Below are 16,862 nucleotides of genomic sequence, written 5' to 3'. Positions count from 1 at the left end.
GAATACTGAAACCGGGCTTTCCAATCAGGGCCCGGTTTCTTTTTGTCTAAATTCTGCGCAAGAAACTTTTCTGATTTAGCCTTTTCTAAAGGCTTTTGCGGCTAAAAGATTCGGATGATTCTAAAGCCGAAATCCTTTGTATATGCCGCATTGCTGGCCGGATCCCTCTCTCTTGGAGCCTGCTCGATTGGGGATGGAGATCCTTTATCCGAAGCGCAAGCTGCTTATGCGGAAAATGATTTTCGCGGTGCCCGTATTTATCTGCTGAGCGCGTTGAAAGAAAATAGCAAAGATCCGGCAGCCAATCTTTTATTTGCAAAAACCCAATTGCATCTTGGGGATGGTGTAGCGGCAGAAGCTGCGTTGAAAAAACTGGAAAAAAACGAGATATATGCTGCAGAATTGCCGAGTTTGATGGCGCATGCACTGCTGCTGCGCGCCATGCCTGAACGGGCTCTGGCATTGACCGAAAATCCCGATTCCACGCATGCGGCTTTGACATTTTGGGTGCGCGCGCAGGCATTGTTGCAACTGGATCGGAAAGACGAAGCGGTCGCGGCTTTGACAGCAGGATTACGCGCTGCACCGCAAGACCCCACTTTATTGGCTTTGCGTGGCAATTATGAGATAGATACGCGTAATATCAGTGCAGCGCGCCAAACAGCGACATTGGCGCTGAAATATGGGCCTGACAATCTTGATGCCCTGCTATTGTCTGGTCAGCTTGCGCTGATGCGACAAGACATGACCGGAGCCAAAGTTTTTTTTGACAGTGCTTTAAACTTATATCCCGACAGTATTACTCCGCTATTTTCTGCCGCTGCGGTCAATGCGGACCTGGGCAATGTCAAAGAAGCAAAAGCCGGTCTTAAGCGGGTTTTGGAACTTGCGCCAGGACATCCCGTAGCCCTGTTTCTCATGGCCAGAATTGCTTTTGATGACGGTGAAATAGACCGCGCGCGGGAACTGATCCAAGGGTCAGGTGAAGCACTGGATGAGGTTGCTGGTGTCAATTTGTTGCGCGGAGAAATTGCGTATCTCAACGGCAATAACGAACAGGCGATAGACCATTTGCGCCGGTTTCTTTTCGATATGCCCGGACATGTGCAAGCCACAACGGTTCTGGGGCACGCGCTATTGGCAACCGGAAATGCCGCCGAAGCTTATGCTTTGGTCAAACCAGCGGCCAACCGGGCCACAGCGACACCGCAATTGCTGAACCTCGCGGCAAAGCTTGGAAAGCTCCAAAAAGACCCAAAGGCAGGGCGCTTTGCCGAACGGGCTGTAGCGCCGGAGGGGCGTGATGATATTGCCTTGAAAATGACCGAGGCCGGACAAGCGCTAGCGGCCAAGCAATGGGAAAAAGCTGATAAAATCTATGCCGAACTGCGCGCCTCAGGTCTCACCAGCAATGTAATAATCATGAACAATAGCGCCTTGGTTCAATTGGCCTTGGGGGAGAAGCAAAAGGCCGTTAACTTTGCGCGTGCTGCGGCGGATTTAACGCCGGATGATCCCAATGTGATCGATACTTTGGGTTGGACATTATTGCAGTCCGGACAGGATAAGGCAGAAGCTTTGCAATTGCTGCGACGCGCGGCTTCTCTGGCGCCTGGAAATCTCGAAGTGCGTTGGCATCTGGCCAATGCTCTGGCCGCCAATGGACGGGCTAGCGAAGCCAAGCAACTCATTGCCGGTTTAAGGGATTTTGCGGGTAAGGAACAGCAAGTGCAAATTGATCAGCTATTGGCACGGCTGTAAGCCGAACCAGAATTTTCACAAACTGGATCACAATCTATAGACTCTTTCCTCGTGCCCGATTAAGCGCTTGGAATGTCTATTGCTCATGAAGAAACCATTCTGATCGTCGATTTTGGCTCTCAGGTCACGCAGCTTATTGCCCGCCGGGTTCGCGAAGCGGGGGTCTATTCAGAAATAGCGCCGTTTAACAATGCTGAAGAAGCCTTTGCGCGGATGAAACCCAAAGGCATTATTCTTTCTGGCGGCCCCGCCAGTGTAACCGAAGATGGCAGTCCCCGCATTCCGCAATCGTTTCTCGATGCCGGCGTGCCGGTGCTGGGAATATGTTATGGCCAGCAGGTCATGACCACCCAGCTAGGCGGACAAGTTGAAGGCGGAGAGAGCGGCGAATTTGGACGGGCTTTCATCGAAATTTCGGAAAGCTGCGTGCTGTTTGACGGTCTTTGGAAAGTTGGTGAGAAACACCAGGTGTGGATGAGCCACGGCGACAAAGTGACGGAGTTCGCACCGGGCTTCCGGATTGTTGCCACCACCGAAGGCGCACCTTTTGCGATTATCGCGGATGATGAAAAGCGTTTCTACGGCATGCAATTTCATCCTGAGGTTGTGCATACGCCCGATGGCGGAAAGCTAATTGCCAATTTTGTCCGCCATGTCTGTGGCTGTGCTGGGGACTGGACTATGGCGGAATTCAAAGCCGCCAAGATCAAGGAAATTCGCGAACAAGTGGGTGATGGGAAAGTGATTTGCGGATTGTCAGGCGGCGTTGACAGCGCGGTCGCCGCGGTGCTTATCCATGAAGCCATTGGCGAACAGCTGACTTGTGTGTTTGTCGATCACGGGCTGATGCGGCAAGGCGAGGCCGATCAAGTGGTGAGCCTGTTCAAAGGCCATTACAATATTCCGCTTGTACACCTGGATGTCGGGACCTTGTTTCTAAATGGGTTAAAGGGTGAAACCGACCCTGAGAAAAAGCGCAAATTTATTGGCAAGACCTTCATTGATGTTTTTGAAATTGAAGCAAAAAAAGTCGGTGGCGCGGATTTTCTTGCACAAGGCACGCTTTATCCCGATGTGATCGAGAGCGTATCTTTTACGGGTGGCCCGAGCGTGACCATCAAGTCGCACCACAATGTTGGCGGGCTTCCCGAACGGATGAATATGCAGCTGGTCGAACCTTTGCGTGAGCTGTTCAAGGACGAAGTGCGCGCATTGGGCCGCGAGCTCGGTCTGCCTGAGATTTTCGTTGGTCGACATCCATTCCCCGGTCCGGGTCTAGCCATAAGGATACCCGGTGAAGTGACCAAGGAAAGGTGTGACATATTGCGCAAAGCGGATGCTATCTATCTGGAAGAAATAAGAAATGCTGGTCTATATGATGCGATCTGGCAGGCCTTTGCCGTATTGCTTCCCGTCAAGACAGTGGGCGTGATGGGCGATCACCGAACCTATGACAGTGTCTGCGGCTTGCGCGCCGTGACCAGCACCGATGGCATGACCGCCGATGTCTATCCCTTTGACGCCAGCTTCCTCACCCGTGTTGCGACACGAATAGTCAATGAAGTGAAGGGGATAAACCGGGTGGTTTATGATTATACATCAAAGCCACCGGGAACGATTGAGTGGGAGTGATCCGATCGAATACCGTCGGCAGGGCTTTCTATTTATGTTTCTCAGCCCATCGAAAAATTGCTCTTAGATAAAAATATTTAACGGCCAAAAGAGCCATTGCCACAAAGGTTATGACAGCGATACTTTCTGCGGGAGAGCTTGTTTTGTTGATTGGGCCGGGTGGAATGAGATGCAATGCCAACGCTGTACTAAGCAGAATCATTCCAAATAGAATTGGCATAAAAAACAGCGCGAAGCGTCTGGGACCAAAATTGTCAGGCTCAAAACGAGCATTCCAATGAACGGGCAGGCGTTCCCCATGTTGCAATTTATAGTTTGCATGAATAGCCATCCCGGTGATCACCGCTGCCGAGCTTATGGCTATCGAATAAATTGTTAAAATCATTTGCATCTCGCCAATATGAGTTGTCAAACTATCAAATAGAAATAAGAGTTTAAAGCGTATCATACTGAACTGGTTCCAGCATCGTTGCGGTTGATCATACCATAAAAAGCTATGAAACGAATACAGAACGACAAACTCAAGAAGAGAGCAGGAGAGAACCCATGAAAGCCATCCAAGTCCAAGCGCCGGCATCGCTCGACAATCTCAAACTGGTCGAGCGTCCTGATCCGACTGCGCCTGGTCCGGGTGAAATCGCAGTGCGGCTGCGCGCGTCGTCGCTTAACTATCATGACTATGCAGTGGTCAAAGGGATGCTCCCAACGGCGGACGAGCGTATTCCCATGTCGGATGGTGCTGGAGATGTCACGGCAGTGGGAGAGGGTGTTACTGAGTTTAAAGTCGGCGATGCGGTGGTGTCGACTTTCTTCCCGGATTGGATTGACGGCGCGCCGCCCGAAGGCGGATTCCAGCGCGTTCCCGGCGACGGGATTGACGGCTATGCATGCGAACAAGCGGTCGGTCTGGCCACATCTTGGACCCGTGCGCCCAAAGGATATAGCGCGGCAGAGGCGGCGACACTGACCTGTGCAGGTCTAACCGCTTGGCGCGCTCTGTTTGTTGATGGCTGCGTCAAACCCGGTGATATTGTGCTGGTACAGGGTACGGGTGGTGTGTCGATCTTTGCCCTGCAATTTGCCAAAGCGGCAGGCGCGATGGTGATCGCAACCTCTTCATCGGACGAAAAGCTAGAGCGGCTCAAGACGTTGGGCGCGGATCACCTGATCAATTATAAAGAGGTTGAAGCTTGGGGGCCAAAAGTGCTTGAGCTTACCGGTGGCAAGGGTGTCGATTGCGTGGTTGAAATTGGCGGTCCGGGTACGCTGGATCAATCGATGATGGCGACACGTATTGGGGGGCATATTGCGCTTATTGGTGTGCTGACCGGATTTGCGGGACCAGTTCAGACTGGATTGCTCATGGCAAAGAACCTACGTGTGCAGGGACTGACAGTTGGCAGCCGCGCGCAACAATTGGATATGATTGCTGCCATCGAAGCCAATGGGGTTAAACCCGTGCTCGACAAGCATTTTCCACTAGCGGATTTGGCCGATGCCTTTCGCCATCAGGAATCCGGCGCTCATTTTGGAAAGATCATCGTGGATATTTAATCCATAGTCTCCCCGCAAATGATGCAATCATAATCATGGCTGACCCTTTTTCCATCAGAACGGCAACACCGGCAGATTGCCAAAAGATCACATCCTTGTGGGCGCAATGCAATCTGACCCGGCCTTGGAATGACAGCGAGGCCGACTTTCATCGAGCCGTCAGCGGTGCTTCTTCGGATATTTTATATATTGAAGATAAAGGGCTGATCATTGCATCTGTGATGGTTGGCGAGGATGGCCATCGCGGATGGGTCTATTATCTGGGGGTTGCGCCTGAAAATCAGAAAACCGGTCTTGGGCGAACATTAATGGCTGCGGCGGAAAATTGGTTGCAACAACGCGCGGCCCCGAAAATTCAATTAATGGTGCGTAGCGATAATCATAACGCCGCCGGTTTTTATAAAGCCTTGGGCTATGAGGTTCAGGATGTGATGACAATTGGTCGCCGCCTCGACTGATCCATGCCGGTTTTGAATATGTCTCATTCGTGGGAGAGAAACCGACTGGCTGATCTCAACGCAATTGGGTCTTGCACATACGCAATTTCTGACTAATCCCTTTTCAGGATCACGTTGCCCTTTTTTTCAGGAGCAATGTCAAAAAAACGGGATGAGTAAAGTCATGGCTAGCGAAACGAAAATGTATGGTATTTCCAATTGTGATACGATCAAAAAGGCACGCAACTGGATGGAGCGCAATGGCATAAATTATGTCTTTCACGACTATAAAAAGTCGGGTGTGACCAAAGATATGCTCGAACTTTGGGTGATGCAGGTCGGGTGGGAACCCTTGCTCAACAAGCGCGGTACAACATTTAAAAAATTGCCTGATATGATGAAAGAAAATATCGATGAGAATACGGCGATCATGTTGATGGTGGAAAATCCAAGCATGATAAAACGGCCGGTATTGGAGCATGGAGAAGAGTTGGTCGTGGGGTTCAAAGCCGCTGACTATGAAGCGGCTGGACTGGCTGCTCGCAACAGCTAGTATCGATCGGTGCCGACGATAATGTCTCATGCTGCTGTTCCGATTGCCGGAGCGATATTGCTGGGGCGTCGCCGGCTGTCATTGCCGGTTATCGGCATCGGGCTCGTTTTCGCTATGTTGCCCGACATTGATGTTATCGGTTTTCCTTTGGGCGTTGATTATGCCGATACGTGGGGGCATCGCGGCGCCACCCATTCGTTGCTCTTCGCTGCGGCTTCGGCCCTGTTCATGGTCGCGCTCTTGCGTCCGCGACATTATATTATAGCCAGCGTCTATCTGTTCATCGCTATGGCGTCTCACGGGCTCCTCGACATGTTGACAAATGGCGGTTTGGGCGCAGCAATATTATGGCCTTGGAATGATCAAAGATATTTCGCGCCGATCACCCCCATTGCGGTATCACCCCTTGGCATTTCAAATTTCATTTCCCAGCGCGGCGCGCGTGTCTTATTGTCTGAAATAATATGGATTTGGGTACCAATTAGCGTGTTGGTCGGCGCTATTTTGGGCCTGAAAAAATGGAGATTGAGATGGTTACGGCAAAATGGAACGGCGCAATAGTCGCGCAAAGCGATGATACGATTATGGTGGAAGGCAATCATTATTTCCCAAAGGAATCGATCGGTTCCGCATTTTTCAATGCCAGCGAAAAAACCAGCTATTGCGGATGGAAGGGCACAGCCTCTTATTTTGATCTTGTCGTCAATGGCAAAACCAATAAGGACGCGGCTTGGACTTATTCTGAGCCGCTCGAAGCCGCAGCGGAAACCAAGGACCGGATTGCCTTTTGGGGCGGCGTCGAGGTGACAGAATGAAGGTCAAGCGCGGCTGGCTGTCGCTACTGGTGCTGTTTCTGGTCAGCGCATGCGGCAATCAAGCGGAGGACGGTCAGATGACAACCAAAAAAGTGGCGACTCTAAATGGCGAGCCCCCCATCGTGATCGCTCATCGCGGAGATAGCGGGCAAGAGATTGAACACACACTCGCGGCCTATCGCAGAAGCACGGATTATCGCGTCACTTTTATCGAACCGGATCTGGTTCTGACAAAAGATGGAATTCTGGTTGCGCGTCATGAAAATGAGATAAGCGGAACAACCAATATAGCCGAGAAACCAGAATTTGCCGATCGCAAAACCACGAAGACCATAGATGGGCGTGAATATACTGGCTGGTTTACTGAAGATTTTACGCTGGCTGAGTTAAAAACATTGCGGGCTAAAGAACGCTTGCCGGAAGTCCGGCCGCAAAATGTCGCTTGGGATGGTCAATGGGAAATCCCCACGTTCGAAGAAATTCTCCAGTTTTTGCAAGAGCATGAAGCCAAAACTGGAGATCGTGTGGGCGTTTATCCGGAAACGAAACATCCGTCTTATTTTGCTTCAATTGGTTTGCCGCATGACGAACCAATGTTGCAATTGCTAGAAAAATACGGATTTTCCGATGCCCAGGATCCGGTATTCATTCAGTCGTTTGAAGTTGGCAATTTGCAGAAACTGGCTGAGAAAACCAAAATCAGGCTTGTGCAATTGGTGGCCGAAGAGGGAGGGCCACCAGATCGAGAGGATATGCGCTATGCGGATATGATCACGCCCGCGGGTCTGGCTGACATTGCCAAATATGCTAGCGGTCTTGGGCCGTCTAAGTCGCTCATTATCGGCCGCGATTCGGAGAACCGGTTGGTCGAGCCGACAAGCCTAGTGGCCGATGCACACGCAGCGGGTCTTGTGGTGCATCCCTGGACGTTTCGGATAGAGAATGTCTTTTTGCCCGCGGATTTTCAAGGCGGTTATACAGCGTCTTCCATCGGAGATATCAAGGCAGAGATCGCGGTCTATCTTGCGACCGGCATTGATGGGATTTTCACCGATAATCCTCGCGAAGGCATGGTGGCGGTGGATGAATTTAAGGCAAAAGATTGACGGATTTTTCTAGAGCGGCGCCGTTTTGGGCATGTCTCGCTTGCGGTGGATCGCCCTGAATCCATCTTAGTCTGGCAATAACCGGTTTCGGGCGTTATTAGGGATCCCATGTCCACAACTTATACACTCGACACGTCTACAAGCCGTGCCAATCCGACACCCAAACCGCTAAAGCGTTTGACAGTACCGGCCATTCAACGCCGTAAATTTGAAGGCAAAACCGAAGAGCCTTTGGTTATGTTGACCGCCTATACGGCGCGGACGGCACAATTGCTCGATACGCATTGCGATATGCTATTGGTTGGGGACTCCCTCGGTCAGGTTATTTACGGCTTGCCTTCAACATTGCCGGTGACGCTGGATATGATGTGCAACCATGGCGCCGCTGTTGTCCGGGGCAGCTATCACAGTTTAGTTGTGGTCGATATGCCTTTCGGTTCCTACGAAAAATCACCCGAACAAGCATTTGAATCGGCCAGTCGTATCATGAGTGAAACCGGTTGCGCGGCGGTGAAGTTGGAAGGTGGCCAGTCCATGGCATCGACCATCAGCTTCTTGTCTCAACGCGGTATCCCGGTAATGGGTCACATAGGATTGACGCCTCAGGCGGTAAATGCGCTTGGGGGCTATGCGGCTCGCGGCCGCAGTCAGGAAGAGCATGAGAAAATAATATCTGATGCCAAGGCTGTTGCCGATGCTGGAGCGTTTGCAATGGTTGCGGAAGGCGTGCTGGAACCTATTGCTATATCGGTGACAAAAACGGTTGATATCCCGGTTATTGGCATTGGCGCCTCGCCGCAATGCGACGGTCAGGTCTTGGTCACCGAGGACATGCTCGGAATGTTTGAGCGGACTGCTCGATTTGTGAAGCGATATTATAATATTTCGGAAAATATTGAACAGGCGGTTTCCGAATATGCAAAAGAGGTTCGCGATCGCAGTTTTCCGGGGCCTGATCAACTTTATCAACCCAAAAAATAGCAAGCCATTGATCCGTTTCACTGCCACTTGTTCAGCATTGGGAAATGGACGATATCCTTGGACTTTTGATGCGCCATCGCTAAAGGACTAGCGATGGTTTTTCGGGACGTATATTGACGCGCCTTGAAACACGTAAAATATTGAAGGAGGCCGAATTGGCCAAAGACGACAAAGAGACACCAGAAGAGCAGCCAGACCGGCAAGAACAGGTGTTCATGCGGGAAGTTGATGACGCTGTTCGCGAAGCGGATCTGAAGAATTTTGGCAGCCGTTACGGCATTTGGATTGGGGCGATGATTGTCGTCGGCTTGGCTTCTTTGGCCGGTTGGATATTTTACAATAACAATTTGGAAGAAGAAGCCGGCGTGCGCAGCGAAGAATATGTCGCAGCGATTGACAGCGTGAAACGGAATAATCTCGATGGTGCGACCACCGCATTAAAGCCATTGGAAGAAGCGCCGCAAGAAGGCTATCGGGCCGCTGCCAAGTTGATGCAGGCGAATATCGCGCTCGAAAAAAACGATCCCAAGGCCGCCATTACCGGCTATAAGGCGATTGTTGCCGATGCGGAATTGCCGCAACCCTTCCGGGACTTGGCGCTGATCCGTCAAACCACCGCCGAATTTGATGATCTTGAACCGCAGGCAATTGTTGATCGCCTTAAGCCTCTGGCCGTTCCGGGCAATCCTTGGTTTGGCAGCGCTGGCGAAATGGTCGCCTTATCCTATCTGAATTTGGACAAAGCGGATTTGGCCGGGCCTCTTTTTGCGCAATTGGCAAAGGATGAAACGGTTCCGCCGACAATCCGGTCACGGGCTTTGCAAATGGCCGGGGTTCAAGGCATTGATGCAGTTGAAACCGATACCGAAACAGATAATAATCCCGCCACCGATGCGTCCAGTGGGACCGCATCTCCGGCGAGTGAGGGAGAGACAGAGTAATGAATTCGGTTAAGAAAAAGCAATTCGCTAGGCTTTGTGCTGGTTTGCTCACTGTTTCCTTAATGTCCGGCTGCGCGGTGTTGGGCGGCGGTGATGATGATAAGAAAGATACGCCGACCTTAGGCAAGCGAACAAATATTCTCACAGGCGAAAGCGGTGCGGAAGTGGATCCCGCTTTAAGTGAGATTTCAGTGATTGTTCCCGCCCCTCGAACCAATAGCGACTGGGCCCAATCGGGCGGTAATGCGGGCAAATCCGTTGGCCATATCGCTCTGGGTTCTGCCTCCACCCGTGTGTGGACGGCCGACATTAGTGGTACCAATAAGCGGGAACGTTTGGCAGCCGCGCCGGTGGTTGCGAACGGCCGGCTCTTTGTCGTCGACACGCAAGCGGTCGTGCATGCTTTTGATGCCAAAACCGGAGCCAAAGCTTGGTCGATGAAAATTGAAGTGAAGAGTGATGGCAAGCCATCGCGCTTTGGCGGCGGCGTCAGTGCCGCAGGAACAATGGTATATGCGACCAACGGTGTTGGCGATGTCGTCGCGCTTAACGCGAGCGACGGCAGTCAATTGTGGAAAGTCCGACCCGCTGGGCCTTTACGCGGATCGCCCACCATTTCCAATGGTAATGTCTATGTGATGACTCAAGATAATCAGATTTATGCGCTGAGTCAGGCGGATGGATCTGTGCAGTGGAATGAAGCCGGGACGGTTGGTTTGGCCGGGATATTTGGCGTCGCTGCTCCTGCGGCGGCACAAGGAACCGTCATTGCGGGCTATTCTTCTGGTGAATTGACCGCCTATCGCTATGAAAATGGCCGCAACCTTTGGAATGATGCGCTAGCGCGGACCAGTATTTCGACATCTGTGGCGACATTGTCTGATATTGATGCCGACCCGGTTATTGATCGCGGCCGGGTTTTTGCATTGGGTCAAGGGGGTCGGATGGCCGCTTATGAGCTGGTCACTGGACAGCGTATCTGGGAACTGAATATCGCCGGTATCGCAACACCGGTTGTGTCTGGCGAATGGGTATTTGTCTTGACCGATGATGCCAAGTTGCTCTGCATCGCAAGGCCAACCGGCAAAGTACGCTGGATCAGCCAATTGGCCGCTTATCGGAATGAAGCGAAAAAGAAAAATCCGATCAATTGGACTGGTCCTGTTTTGGCGGGCAATCGATTGATCGTGGCGAGCACCGAAGGGGATTTGGTTTCAGTTTCTCTCGGCGAAGGCAGCAGCACGACTTTGTTTGATATCAAGCAACCGGTTTCGCTGGCACCGATTGTAGCGGATGAAATGCTCTATGTACTCGACAATAGCGGCCGCATTTCTGCGTTCCGATAAGGTCATTAGATAAGGAACGGGAACGGCAACATGCTGCCCAATATAGCAATTATCGGGCGGCCCAATGTAGGCAAGTCCACGTTGTTCAACCGCCTGGTTGGAAAGAAGCTGGCGCTGGTCGATGATCGGCCGGGCGTGACTCGCGATCGCCGGGAAGGCGCAGCCCATCTGCTCGGTCTGGACTTTAACATAATCGATACAGCCGGCTATGAAGACGAAGACGCCAAAAGCCTGCCGGGTCGGATGCGGCATCAAACAGAACGCGCCGTCGAAGGTGCTGAACTCGCTTTGTTTGTTATGGATGGCCGCGCTGGTTTAACCCCGTTGGATGAGGAAATAGCTCGCTGGCTGCGCGGTTCAAAAACGCCGGTGCTTTTGTTGGTCAACAAAGCAGAAGGCAAGGCCGCAGAATCCGGAATATTGGAAAGCTATGCGCTGGGCTTTGGCGATCCTATTCCGGTAAGTGCAGAACATGGTGACGGAATGGCGGATCTGTTCCAGGCCGTGCGTCCCTATATCGAAGCGTTTGAAGCGGCGGCCGCGGATGAACCGATGGATGAAACCGCACCCCTCAAACTTGCCATTGTCGGTCGTCCCAATGCCGGAAAATCCACATTGATCAACAAAATGCTGGACGAAGACCGCTTGATCACGGGGCCAGAAGCAGGGATTACGCGCGATAGTATCGCAGTGGAATGGGTTTGGCATGACGATAATCTTACTGAAGATGAAAAGCTGGATGGTGTGGAAGCGGAGCGCAAGGTCCGATTGATCGATACAGCGGGTATGCGCAAACGGGCAAAAGTGAATGACAAGCTCGAAAAATTATCCGTTGCGGATGCCAAGCGGGCCATTGATTTTGCGGAAGTTGTGGTTTTGTTATTGGATGCGACAAAAGGGCTCGAAGCCCAAGATCTGAGAATTGCCGATCAAACGATACAAGAAGGTCGGTGTTTAATCATCGCCATTAATAAATGGGATGTAGCAGAACAGCCCAGCAAATTGTTCAATGGAATTCGCGCGGCGCTAGATGATGGTCTGGCGCAGGTTCGCGACGTGCCACTGATCGCGGTGTCAGCCTTTACCGGCAAGGGTATTGATCAACTGATGAAAGCGGCGTTTAATGCGCGTCGGATATGGTCACAGCGGGTCGCTACGGGATTGCTCAATCGTTGGTTTGAAGATGCTATTTCCGAAAACCCGCCACCGGCACCCGGCGGTAAACGGATAAAGTTGCGATATATTACGCAGGCAAAGACGCGGCCGCCCTCCTTTGTTATTTTCGGAACGCGCGTAGATGATTTGCCGGAAAGCTACCGCCGATATCTGATAAATGGCATTCGCCGGGAATTAGGATTTGGCGGCGTACCCGTGCGTTTGATCATAAGAGCGCCGAAAAATCCCTATCACGATAAAGATTGATAGTTCGAAACGCGATCCCGCTGCCAATCGGTTGGCCGTTTCAGTAAAGGTAACAGCTCTTTAACGAATTTTCCGGTATCTTCGGCCATCTGAGTATGTTCTCAGCTGTTTTTGTCGGGATGCGACCTGTGACTGAAATTGATAATGAGCTGATAGATTGGGCTGTTTATAGCGAAACACGGTCTTCCCTCGGCCCTGATTTTGTACGGATTTTGGGCTATTTTCGCGAGGATGGGACTCAATCAGTTTCGAAGATTGAAGCGGCCATGAAAGCCAAAGATGCGGCGCAAATCATTGAACCTGCGCATCGTTTAAAAGGTGGATCGCTGCAATTTGGCGCCACCCGTTTGGCCGCGCTCGCCGAGCTGATCGAAATGACGGCTCGAAAATGTGTCGAACATCACCATGCGCCGGACGAAATTTTGGAACAAATTGTTGGCTTGCGGCCGCTATTTGAAGAAACTTTGCCTATTTTGGAGCATGAATCCAGTCCTGTTGTGCAGCGCCAACCCATGGGGTTTGGGCGCCGTTCAACGTTATTAGGCAATCATATGTCAGGCCGATAAGGCCGTTTATTCAGCTGACTCCGATTGCAGTTGGACATAATTTTCGATGCCCATGCGGTCAATCATATCAAACTGCTTTTCCAGCGTGTCGACATGTTCTTCTTCGCTTTCGAGAATTTCTGCAAACAAATCGCGAGTGACATAATCGCGAACTTTTTCACAATGTTCGATACCATCTTTCAAAGGCGGCAAAGCTTCATGCTCCAATTCCAGATCCGCCTTTAAGATTTCTTCGACTGATTCTCCGATTTTCAATCGACCAAGCAGCTGAAAATTGGGCAAGCCATCGAGAAACAATATACGTTCTGCGAGCTTGTCAGCATGTTTCATCTCATCGATAGATTCTTCATATTCAAATTTCGCCAATTTGCTGACGCCCCAATTGTCGAGCATCTTGCTGTGGAGGAAATATTGGTTGATCGCTGTCAGTTCGTTTTTCAGCGCTTCGTTCAAATAATCAATTACTTTTGCGTCACCCTTCATGGTGCAATCCTTTACTATGGGAGATAAGTTGCTCAGAGCTATACACGAGCTTGCCACAGTAGGAAAGGGGTTGAGCCCTAAAAAAAGTAATTATTTCAATGGTTTGATAAAGAGAATGCTAAGCGGTCGCAACTTCATTTTCGATAATGGTTCGCGCAAACGATAGGCATTGTCCACATTTTGGTTTGCGTCCGAGCTGTGCATAGACCTCACACGGCTCCTTGGAACCGCTGCGAACCGCAGCTCGCAAGTCTTTTTCCTTAATCGCATTGCACACACAAACAACCATATGAGCTCCTTATGCGACTCGTATATAGCTAATGAGAATTGATCGCAATAGCAAAAAAGCAAATTTACGCCGGCCGGCTGCTTTTCATCGGTTGCACTTCTCTGCGCGCCAGGGAACGCCACAGCCATTCCAGTGGCCCATAGCGAAAACGCAAGAGCCAAGGTTTCGACCAGATCAGCATTGCGGCCCAGCTACCGAGCACAAACAGGATCATTTCTGATCGACTCACAGATCCGAACAGACCAAGGCCCCATCCATAGAAGACAAAGGTCATGACCACGCTGGTGCCGAGATAGTTGGTAAATGCGACACGCCCGGCTGCAGCGACGCGGTGCATCAAGGGATGGCTAGCAAAATGTTGGATGAGCAGCATGAGCAGACTGATATAACCTGCGGCCATGATCAGGCGGGGAATACCCGCCCATGCCTGGGTGATATTCAGCATTACCAGTAGATCATAGTCCTGTGCCGCCGCCAACCAAGCGAGGCCAGCAAACAGAAGGCCACCAACAAGCGTTCCCCAAAGCCCATATTTCCGATATGTTTTCTTATCGGCTTGTCCGAGCAGGAATCCTGTTTTGTAGAGCCCCATGCCAATCATCATCAGCGGTATGGTTTCAAATGGGCCCAGAAACAGATTCTTCACCGGGGTCAGAACTTGATCGGTAAATTTGTCGACGAGAATAGCCCCATAACCGCTCTTATAAAGGGCCGTTTCTGCGTTAATCGCTTGAGGCGAGGTGCCCAATTCATTCATCATTTTTGAAAATTCATCTATTGCGCTTTGACTGGCGTCAGGTTGTGCGGCTTCATTCTGCAGGTAGAACATGGTTGCCATGCCCAGAACAATCGTGAGCGAGCTGACGACATAGGCGATGACGCCGCCTTTGATGAGCTTTGTGCCAGACCAATTGCGGAACAGAAAGACCGTCGCGCCGGACACCGCGTATAGAAACAGAATATCACCCCACCACAGAAAATAGAAATGGGCCAGGCCGAAAATGGCGAGCCAGAACATGCGGGAAAAATGCACCTGCCCGGGAGATTGTCCATTGGCCGCCGCACGCTCGATCACCAGCATCATGCTGGCGCCGAAGAGCAGGGAAAATATTGCGCGCATTTTGCCATCAAAAAAGATGAAAGAAACGGTCCAAGTCGACAGATCAGATAGGGTTCCCGGCGTTCCAACAATAGGGCTAATATAAGTCATTTCGGGGAAGCCAAAGGTGGTGATATTCATCCACAATATGCCCATGACCGCAAATCCGCGCAGTGCATCCAGCGATATATGGCGGGCCTGAGTGGTGGTCGCGTTCATAGGAAATCCTCAACTGTATTATATTTATAATACAGCTTCTAAAGCCAACTGGTGATCGCGTCCAGCGGTTTCTTAATTGTGGCGTGAACCGGGATGGTCGCATTGGGCGCCGGTTTCCCAACCACCAAAACCATCATCGGTTTTTCATTGGCTGGGCGCTCGCACAGCTCATTGAGAAATTTCATCGGATTGGGCGTGTGGGTGAGGGTGGCCAGTCCGGCGTCATGTAAAGCGGTGATCAACATTCCCGTAGCAATGCCAACGCTTTCATTGACATAATAATTTTGCTTCATTTCTCCGGGCAACATCCCGCCTTTGCGTTGGCCAAAAATGACAATCAAATAAGGCGCGGTTTCGAGAAACGGTTTGTCAGCATCGGTTCCGAGCGGCCCAAGCGCTTCCAGCCATTCGTCACTGGCCTTATTTTCGTAAAATTCCCGCTCTTCCGCTTCGGCGGCTTCGCGCAAGGCTTTTTTCTTTGTGGGAGATTCGATCACGGCAAAGTGCCAAGGCTGATGATTGGCCCCATTGGGTGCGGTGCCGGCCGCGAGAATGGCATTTTCAATCACGGTCGGGGAAATGGGATCATCGGTAAAATAGCGGCATGTGCGGCGCAGTTTCAGCTGATCATAAAAGGCTTGCGACCGGGCAATGCGTTCATCGTCGGAATAGTCGGGAAGCTGAGTGTAAGGCAAAGTTTCATGCGGCTGCATTGCGAGAGTCCTTGATAATATGGGCTGCTGAACATGTATCGCAAATCTATAGCCAAGCGAAGTGAGCGAGGAAAGATAATAGTATTGACATTAATGTAAGTAAGAGTTAGAGCGTTTGCATCTACAAAAAAGCGATTCTCTCATGACCCCTTCTCCCCTTGAAATGCCATTGCTGAATGCGAAACACAAAGCCCCCTCCATTCGGCCGATCAAAGCTTTTCGTCACTTTCGCAATTTAATCGCAGATAAAGAAGACACGGCGGAGGTCTTTCACATAATCGAGGCGCTGGCGGGTAAGGCATTTATCCGCAATGCGAAACGCTTTCTCGAAGCTCCGAACGCGCGCGCGATAATGGAGCGCAATGTCGATCTTCCCGAAATGCTGGATGATCATGACGCTCTGCGGAAATTATCACCGGATAGCCTGGGACAGGCCTATGTCCGTTTCATGGAGAAAGAAGGATTGACCGCCGCTGGCTTGGTAGCTGAGTTTGATCGCTATGGGGCGGAATTTGAAAAGCGCCACGACATTACCGAATGGTATGGCGATCGGATGCGTGACACCCATGATTTGCTGCATGTTTTAACCGGCTATGGCCGGGATGCGCTGGGCGAACAATGTGTGCTCGGTTTTACCTATAGCCAAAACCCTAATCTTGGCGTTTTGTTCATTGCTTATGCTGGTGCATTGGAAATGAAAAAGCAGTCACCTTCTAATGCACCGGTATTGAAAGCGGTTCGGGAAGGCCAACGGTTGGGCAAAGCGGCGAAGCGTTTGGCCTATTATGATATTGAAAAAATTCTGGCCATGCCGATTGATGAAGCGCGGGCGTTTTTGAATATAGGGGAACCAAAATATTATAAGCAAGCACATGCTGCTTATGAAGCGCAGGGTATCGATCCTTATAATCTTTTGGGCCAACCCGCTTAATCGGAAATTTCTTA

19 protein-coding genes are annotated in these 16,862 nt (G+C 51.0%); 14 read left to right on the top strand and 5 right to left on the bottom strand.

Going from position 1 to position 16,862, the window contains the following annotated elements:
* Positions 1-114: 114 nt before the first annotated feature.
* Both ABJU74_RS10185 and guaA read left to right on the top strand, forming a co-directional pair.
* Positions 115-1,761 carry a tetratricopeptide repeat protein gene (locus ABJU74_RS10185; protein ID WP_348384109.1) on the top strand — a complete coding sequence of 549 codons (1,647 nt, stop codon included), beginning with the start codon at positions 115-117 and terminating at the stop codon, positions 1,759-1,761.
* A gap of 72 nt (positions 1,762-1,833) precedes the next feature.
* Positions 1,834-3,393: a glutamine-hydrolyzing GMP synthase gene (gene guaA / locus ABJU74_RS10180; protein ID WP_348384108.1), complete on the top strand. Its 1,560-nt coding sequence runs from the start codon at positions 1,834-1,836 to the stop codon at positions 3,391-3,393.
* A gap of 28 nt (positions 3,394-3,421) precedes the next feature.
* Here guaA and ABJU74_RS10175 read toward each other — a convergent pair whose 3' ends face one another.
* Complete coding sequence (locus tag ABJU74_RS10175; protein ID WP_348384107.1) at positions 3,422-3,841, bottom strand: DUF1648 domain-containing protein; 420 nt, start codon at positions 3,839-3,841, stop codon at positions 3,422-3,424.
* Between the two features lie 98 nt (positions 3,842-3,939).
* On the opposite strand from ABJU74_RS10175, the gene ABJU74_RS10170 reads away from it, so the two are divergent.
* The 11 genes from ABJU74_RS10170 (at position 3,940) to ABJU74_RS10120 (ending at position 13,114) form a co-directional block, all read left to right on the top strand.
* Positions 3,940-4,947, top strand: coding sequence for an NAD(P)-dependent alcohol dehydrogenase (locus ABJU74_RS10170; RefSeq protein WP_348384106.1), 1,008 nt, complete (start codon positions 3,940-3,942; stop codon positions 4,945-4,947).
* Between the two features lie 35 nt (positions 4,948-4,982).
* Complete coding sequence (locus tag ABJU74_RS10165; protein WP_348384105.1) at positions 4,983-5,405, top strand: GNAT family acetyltransferase; 423 nt, start codon at positions 4,983-4,985, stop codon at positions 5,403-5,405.
* 163 nt (positions 5,406-5,568) lie between these two features.
* A complete protein-coding gene (locus tag ABJU74_RS10160) occupies positions 5,569-5,937 on the top strand; it encodes an ArsC family reductase (protein WP_348384104.1) in 369 nt (122 codons plus the stop codon).
* Positions 5,938-5,958: 21 nt separating this feature from the next.
* Complete coding sequence (locus ABJU74_RS10155) at positions 5,959-6,498, top strand: metal-dependent hydrolase (protein ID WP_348384103.1); 540 nt, start codon at positions 5,959-5,961, stop codon at positions 6,496-6,498.
* A complete protein-coding gene (locus tag ABJU74_RS10150; RefSeq protein WP_348384102.1) occupies positions 6,468-6,752 on the top strand; it encodes a DUF427 domain-containing protein in 285 nt (94 codons plus the stop codon). Before ABJU74_RS10155 ends, ABJU74_RS10150 begins: the two co-directional genes overlap by 31 nt.
* Entirely contained in the window at positions 6,749-7,858 is a 1,110-nt protein-coding gene (locus ABJU74_RS10145) for a glycerophosphodiester phosphodiesterase (protein WP_348384101.1), read from the top strand. The genes ABJU74_RS10150 and ABJU74_RS10145 overlap by 4 nt, the downstream gene beginning before the upstream one ends.
* A gap of 108 nt (positions 7,859-7,966) precedes the next feature.
* Positions 7,967-8,839 carry a 3-methyl-2-oxobutanoate hydroxymethyltransferase gene (panB, locus tag ABJU74_RS10140; protein ID WP_348384100.1) on the top strand — a complete coding sequence of 291 codons (873 nt, stop codon included), beginning with the start codon at positions 7,967-7,969 and terminating at the stop codon, positions 8,837-8,839.
* A gap of 113 nt (positions 8,840-8,952) precedes the next feature.
* On the top strand, positions 8,953-9,780 hold the full coding sequence (locus ABJU74_RS10135; protein ID WP_348384099.1) for a tetratricopeptide repeat protein: 828 nt from the start codon (positions 8,953-8,955) through the stop codon (positions 9,778-9,780).
* Positions 9,780-11,126 carry a PQQ-binding-like beta-propeller repeat protein gene (locus ABJU74_RS10130; RefSeq protein WP_348384098.1) on the top strand — a complete coding sequence of 449 codons (1,347 nt, stop codon included), beginning with the start codon at positions 9,780-9,782 and terminating at the stop codon, positions 11,124-11,126. The genes ABJU74_RS10135 and ABJU74_RS10130 overlap by 1 nt, the downstream gene beginning before the upstream one ends.
* Positions 11,127-11,156: 30 nt before the next feature.
* Complete coding sequence (gene der / locus ABJU74_RS10125) at positions 11,157-12,548, top strand: ribosome biogenesis GTPase Der (protein ID WP_348384097.1); 1,392 nt, start codon at positions 11,157-11,159, stop codon at positions 12,546-12,548.
* A 128-nt stretch (positions 12,549-12,676) separates the two neighbouring features.
* The gene (locus ABJU74_RS10120; RefSeq protein ID WP_348384096.1) at positions 12,677-13,114 is read left to right on the top strand and encodes an Hpt domain-containing protein; all 438 of its coding nucleotides are present in this window, start codon (positions 12,677-12,679) and stop codon (positions 13,112-13,114) included.
* Positions 13,115-13,120: 6 nt separating this feature from the next.
* On the opposite strand, the gene bfr is transcribed toward ABJU74_RS10120, so the two are convergent.
* The 4 genes from bfr to ABJU74_RS10100 all read right to left on the bottom strand — a co-directional run bounded on the left by bfr (position 13,121) and on the right by ABJU74_RS10100 (position 15,917).
* Positions 13,121-13,597 (bottom strand): bacterioferritin, encoded by a 477-nt coding sequence (bfr, locus tag ABJU74_RS10115; protein ID WP_348384095.1) that lies wholly within the window; start codon positions 13,595-13,597, stop codon positions 13,121-13,123.
* 118 nt (positions 13,598-13,715) lie between these two features.
* Positions 13,716-13,886, bottom strand: a complete 171-nt coding sequence (locus tag ABJU74_RS10110; protein ID WP_348384094.1) for a (2Fe-2S)-binding protein — start codon at positions 13,884-13,886, stop codon at positions 13,716-13,718.
* 64 nt (positions 13,887-13,950) lie between these two features.
* A complete protein-coding gene (locus ABJU74_RS10105) occupies positions 13,951-15,204 on the bottom strand; it encodes a DUF418 domain-containing protein (protein WP_348384093.1) in 1,254 nt (417 codons plus the stop codon).
* A gap of 38 nt (positions 15,205-15,242) precedes the next feature.
* Entirely contained in the window at positions 15,243-15,917 is a 675-nt protein-coding gene (locus ABJU74_RS10100; protein ID WP_348384092.1) for a nitroreductase family protein, read from the bottom strand.
* A gap of 142 nt (positions 15,918-16,059) precedes the next feature.
* On the opposite strand from ABJU74_RS10100, the gene ABJU74_RS10095 reads away from it, so the two are divergent.
* Positions 16,060-16,848 carry a Coq4 family protein gene (locus tag ABJU74_RS10095; RefSeq protein ID WP_348384091.1) on the top strand — a complete coding sequence of 263 codons (789 nt, stop codon included), beginning with the start codon at positions 16,060-16,062 and terminating at the stop codon, positions 16,846-16,848.
* The last annotated feature ends 14 nt before the right edge of the window (positions 16,849-16,862 follow it).

This window comes from Parasphingorhabdus sp. (assembly GCF_039982415.1).
Taxonomy (GTDB): Bacteria; Pseudomonadota; Alphaproteobacteria; order Sphingomonadales; family Sphingomonadaceae; genus Parasphingorhabdus.
The sequence above is the reverse complement of the archived record's forward strand: the minus strand, read 5'-3'. Positions and strand labels throughout refer to the sequence as shown.

Excerpts from the sequence above, each read along its gene's own strand:
- ABJU74_RS10185 (WP_348384109.1), top strand. The coding sequence starts at position 115 with ATGATTCTAAAGCCGAAATCCTTTGTATATGCCGCATTGCTGGCCGGA.
- guaA (WP_348384108.1), top strand. The coding sequence starts at position 1,834 with ATGTCTATTGCTCATGAAGAAACCATTCTGATCGTCGATTTTGGCTCT.
- ABJU74_RS10175 (WP_348384107.1), bottom strand. The coding sequence starts at position 3,841 with ATGATACGCTTTAAACTCTTATTTCTATTTGATAGTTTGACAACTCAT.
- ABJU74_RS10170 (WP_348384106.1), top strand. The coding sequence starts at position 3,940 with ATGAAAGCCATCCAAGTCCAAGCGCCGGCATCGCTCGACAATCTCAAA.
- ABJU74_RS10165 (WP_348384105.1), top strand. The coding sequence starts at position 4,983 with ATGGCTGACCCTTTTTCCATCAGAACGGCAACACCGGCAGATTGCCAA.
- ABJU74_RS10160 (WP_348384104.1), top strand. The coding sequence starts at position 5,569 with ATGGCTAGCGAAACGAAAATGTATGGTATTTCCAATTGTGATACGATC.
- ABJU74_RS10155 (WP_348384103.1), top strand. The coding sequence starts at position 5,959 with ATGTCTCATGCTGCTGTTCCGATTGCCGGAGCGATATTGCTGGGGCGT.
- ABJU74_RS10150 (WP_348384102.1), top strand. The coding sequence starts at position 6,468 with ATGGTTACGGCAAAATGGAACGGCGCAATAGTCGCGCAAAGCGATGAT.
- ABJU74_RS10145 (WP_348384101.1), top strand. The coding sequence starts at position 6,749 with ATGAAGGTCAAGCGCGGCTGGCTGTCGCTACTGGTGCTGTTTCTGGTC.
- panB (WP_348384100.1), top strand. The coding sequence starts at position 7,967 with ATGTCCACAACTTATACACTCGACACGTCTACAAGCCGTGCCAATCCG.
- ABJU74_RS10130 (WP_348384098.1), top strand. The coding sequence starts at position 9,780 with ATGAATTCGGTTAAGAAAAAGCAATTCGCTAGGCTTTGTGCTGGTTTG.
- der (WP_348384097.1), top strand. The coding sequence starts at position 11,157 with ATGCTGCCCAATATAGCAATTATCGGGCGGCCCAATGTAGGCAAGTCC.
- bfr (WP_348384095.1), bottom strand. The coding sequence starts at position 13,597 with ATGAAGGGTGACGCAAAAGTAATTGATTATTTGAACGAAGCGCTGAAA.
- ABJU74_RS10110 (WP_348384094.1), bottom strand. The coding sequence starts at position 13,886 with ATGGTTGTTTGTGTGTGCAATGCGATTAAGGAAAAAGACTTGCGAGCT.
- ABJU74_RS10105 (WP_348384093.1), bottom strand. The coding sequence starts at position 15,204 with ATGAACGCGACCACCACTCAGGCCCGCCATATATCGCTGGATGCACTG.
- ABJU74_RS10100 (WP_348384092.1), bottom strand. The coding sequence starts at position 15,917 with ATGCAGCCGCATGAAACTTTGCCTTACACTCAGCTTCCCGACTATTCC.
- ABJU74_RS10095 (WP_348384091.1), top strand. The coding sequence starts at position 16,060 with ATGACCCCTTCTCCCCTTGAAATGCCATTGCTGAATGCGAAACACAAA.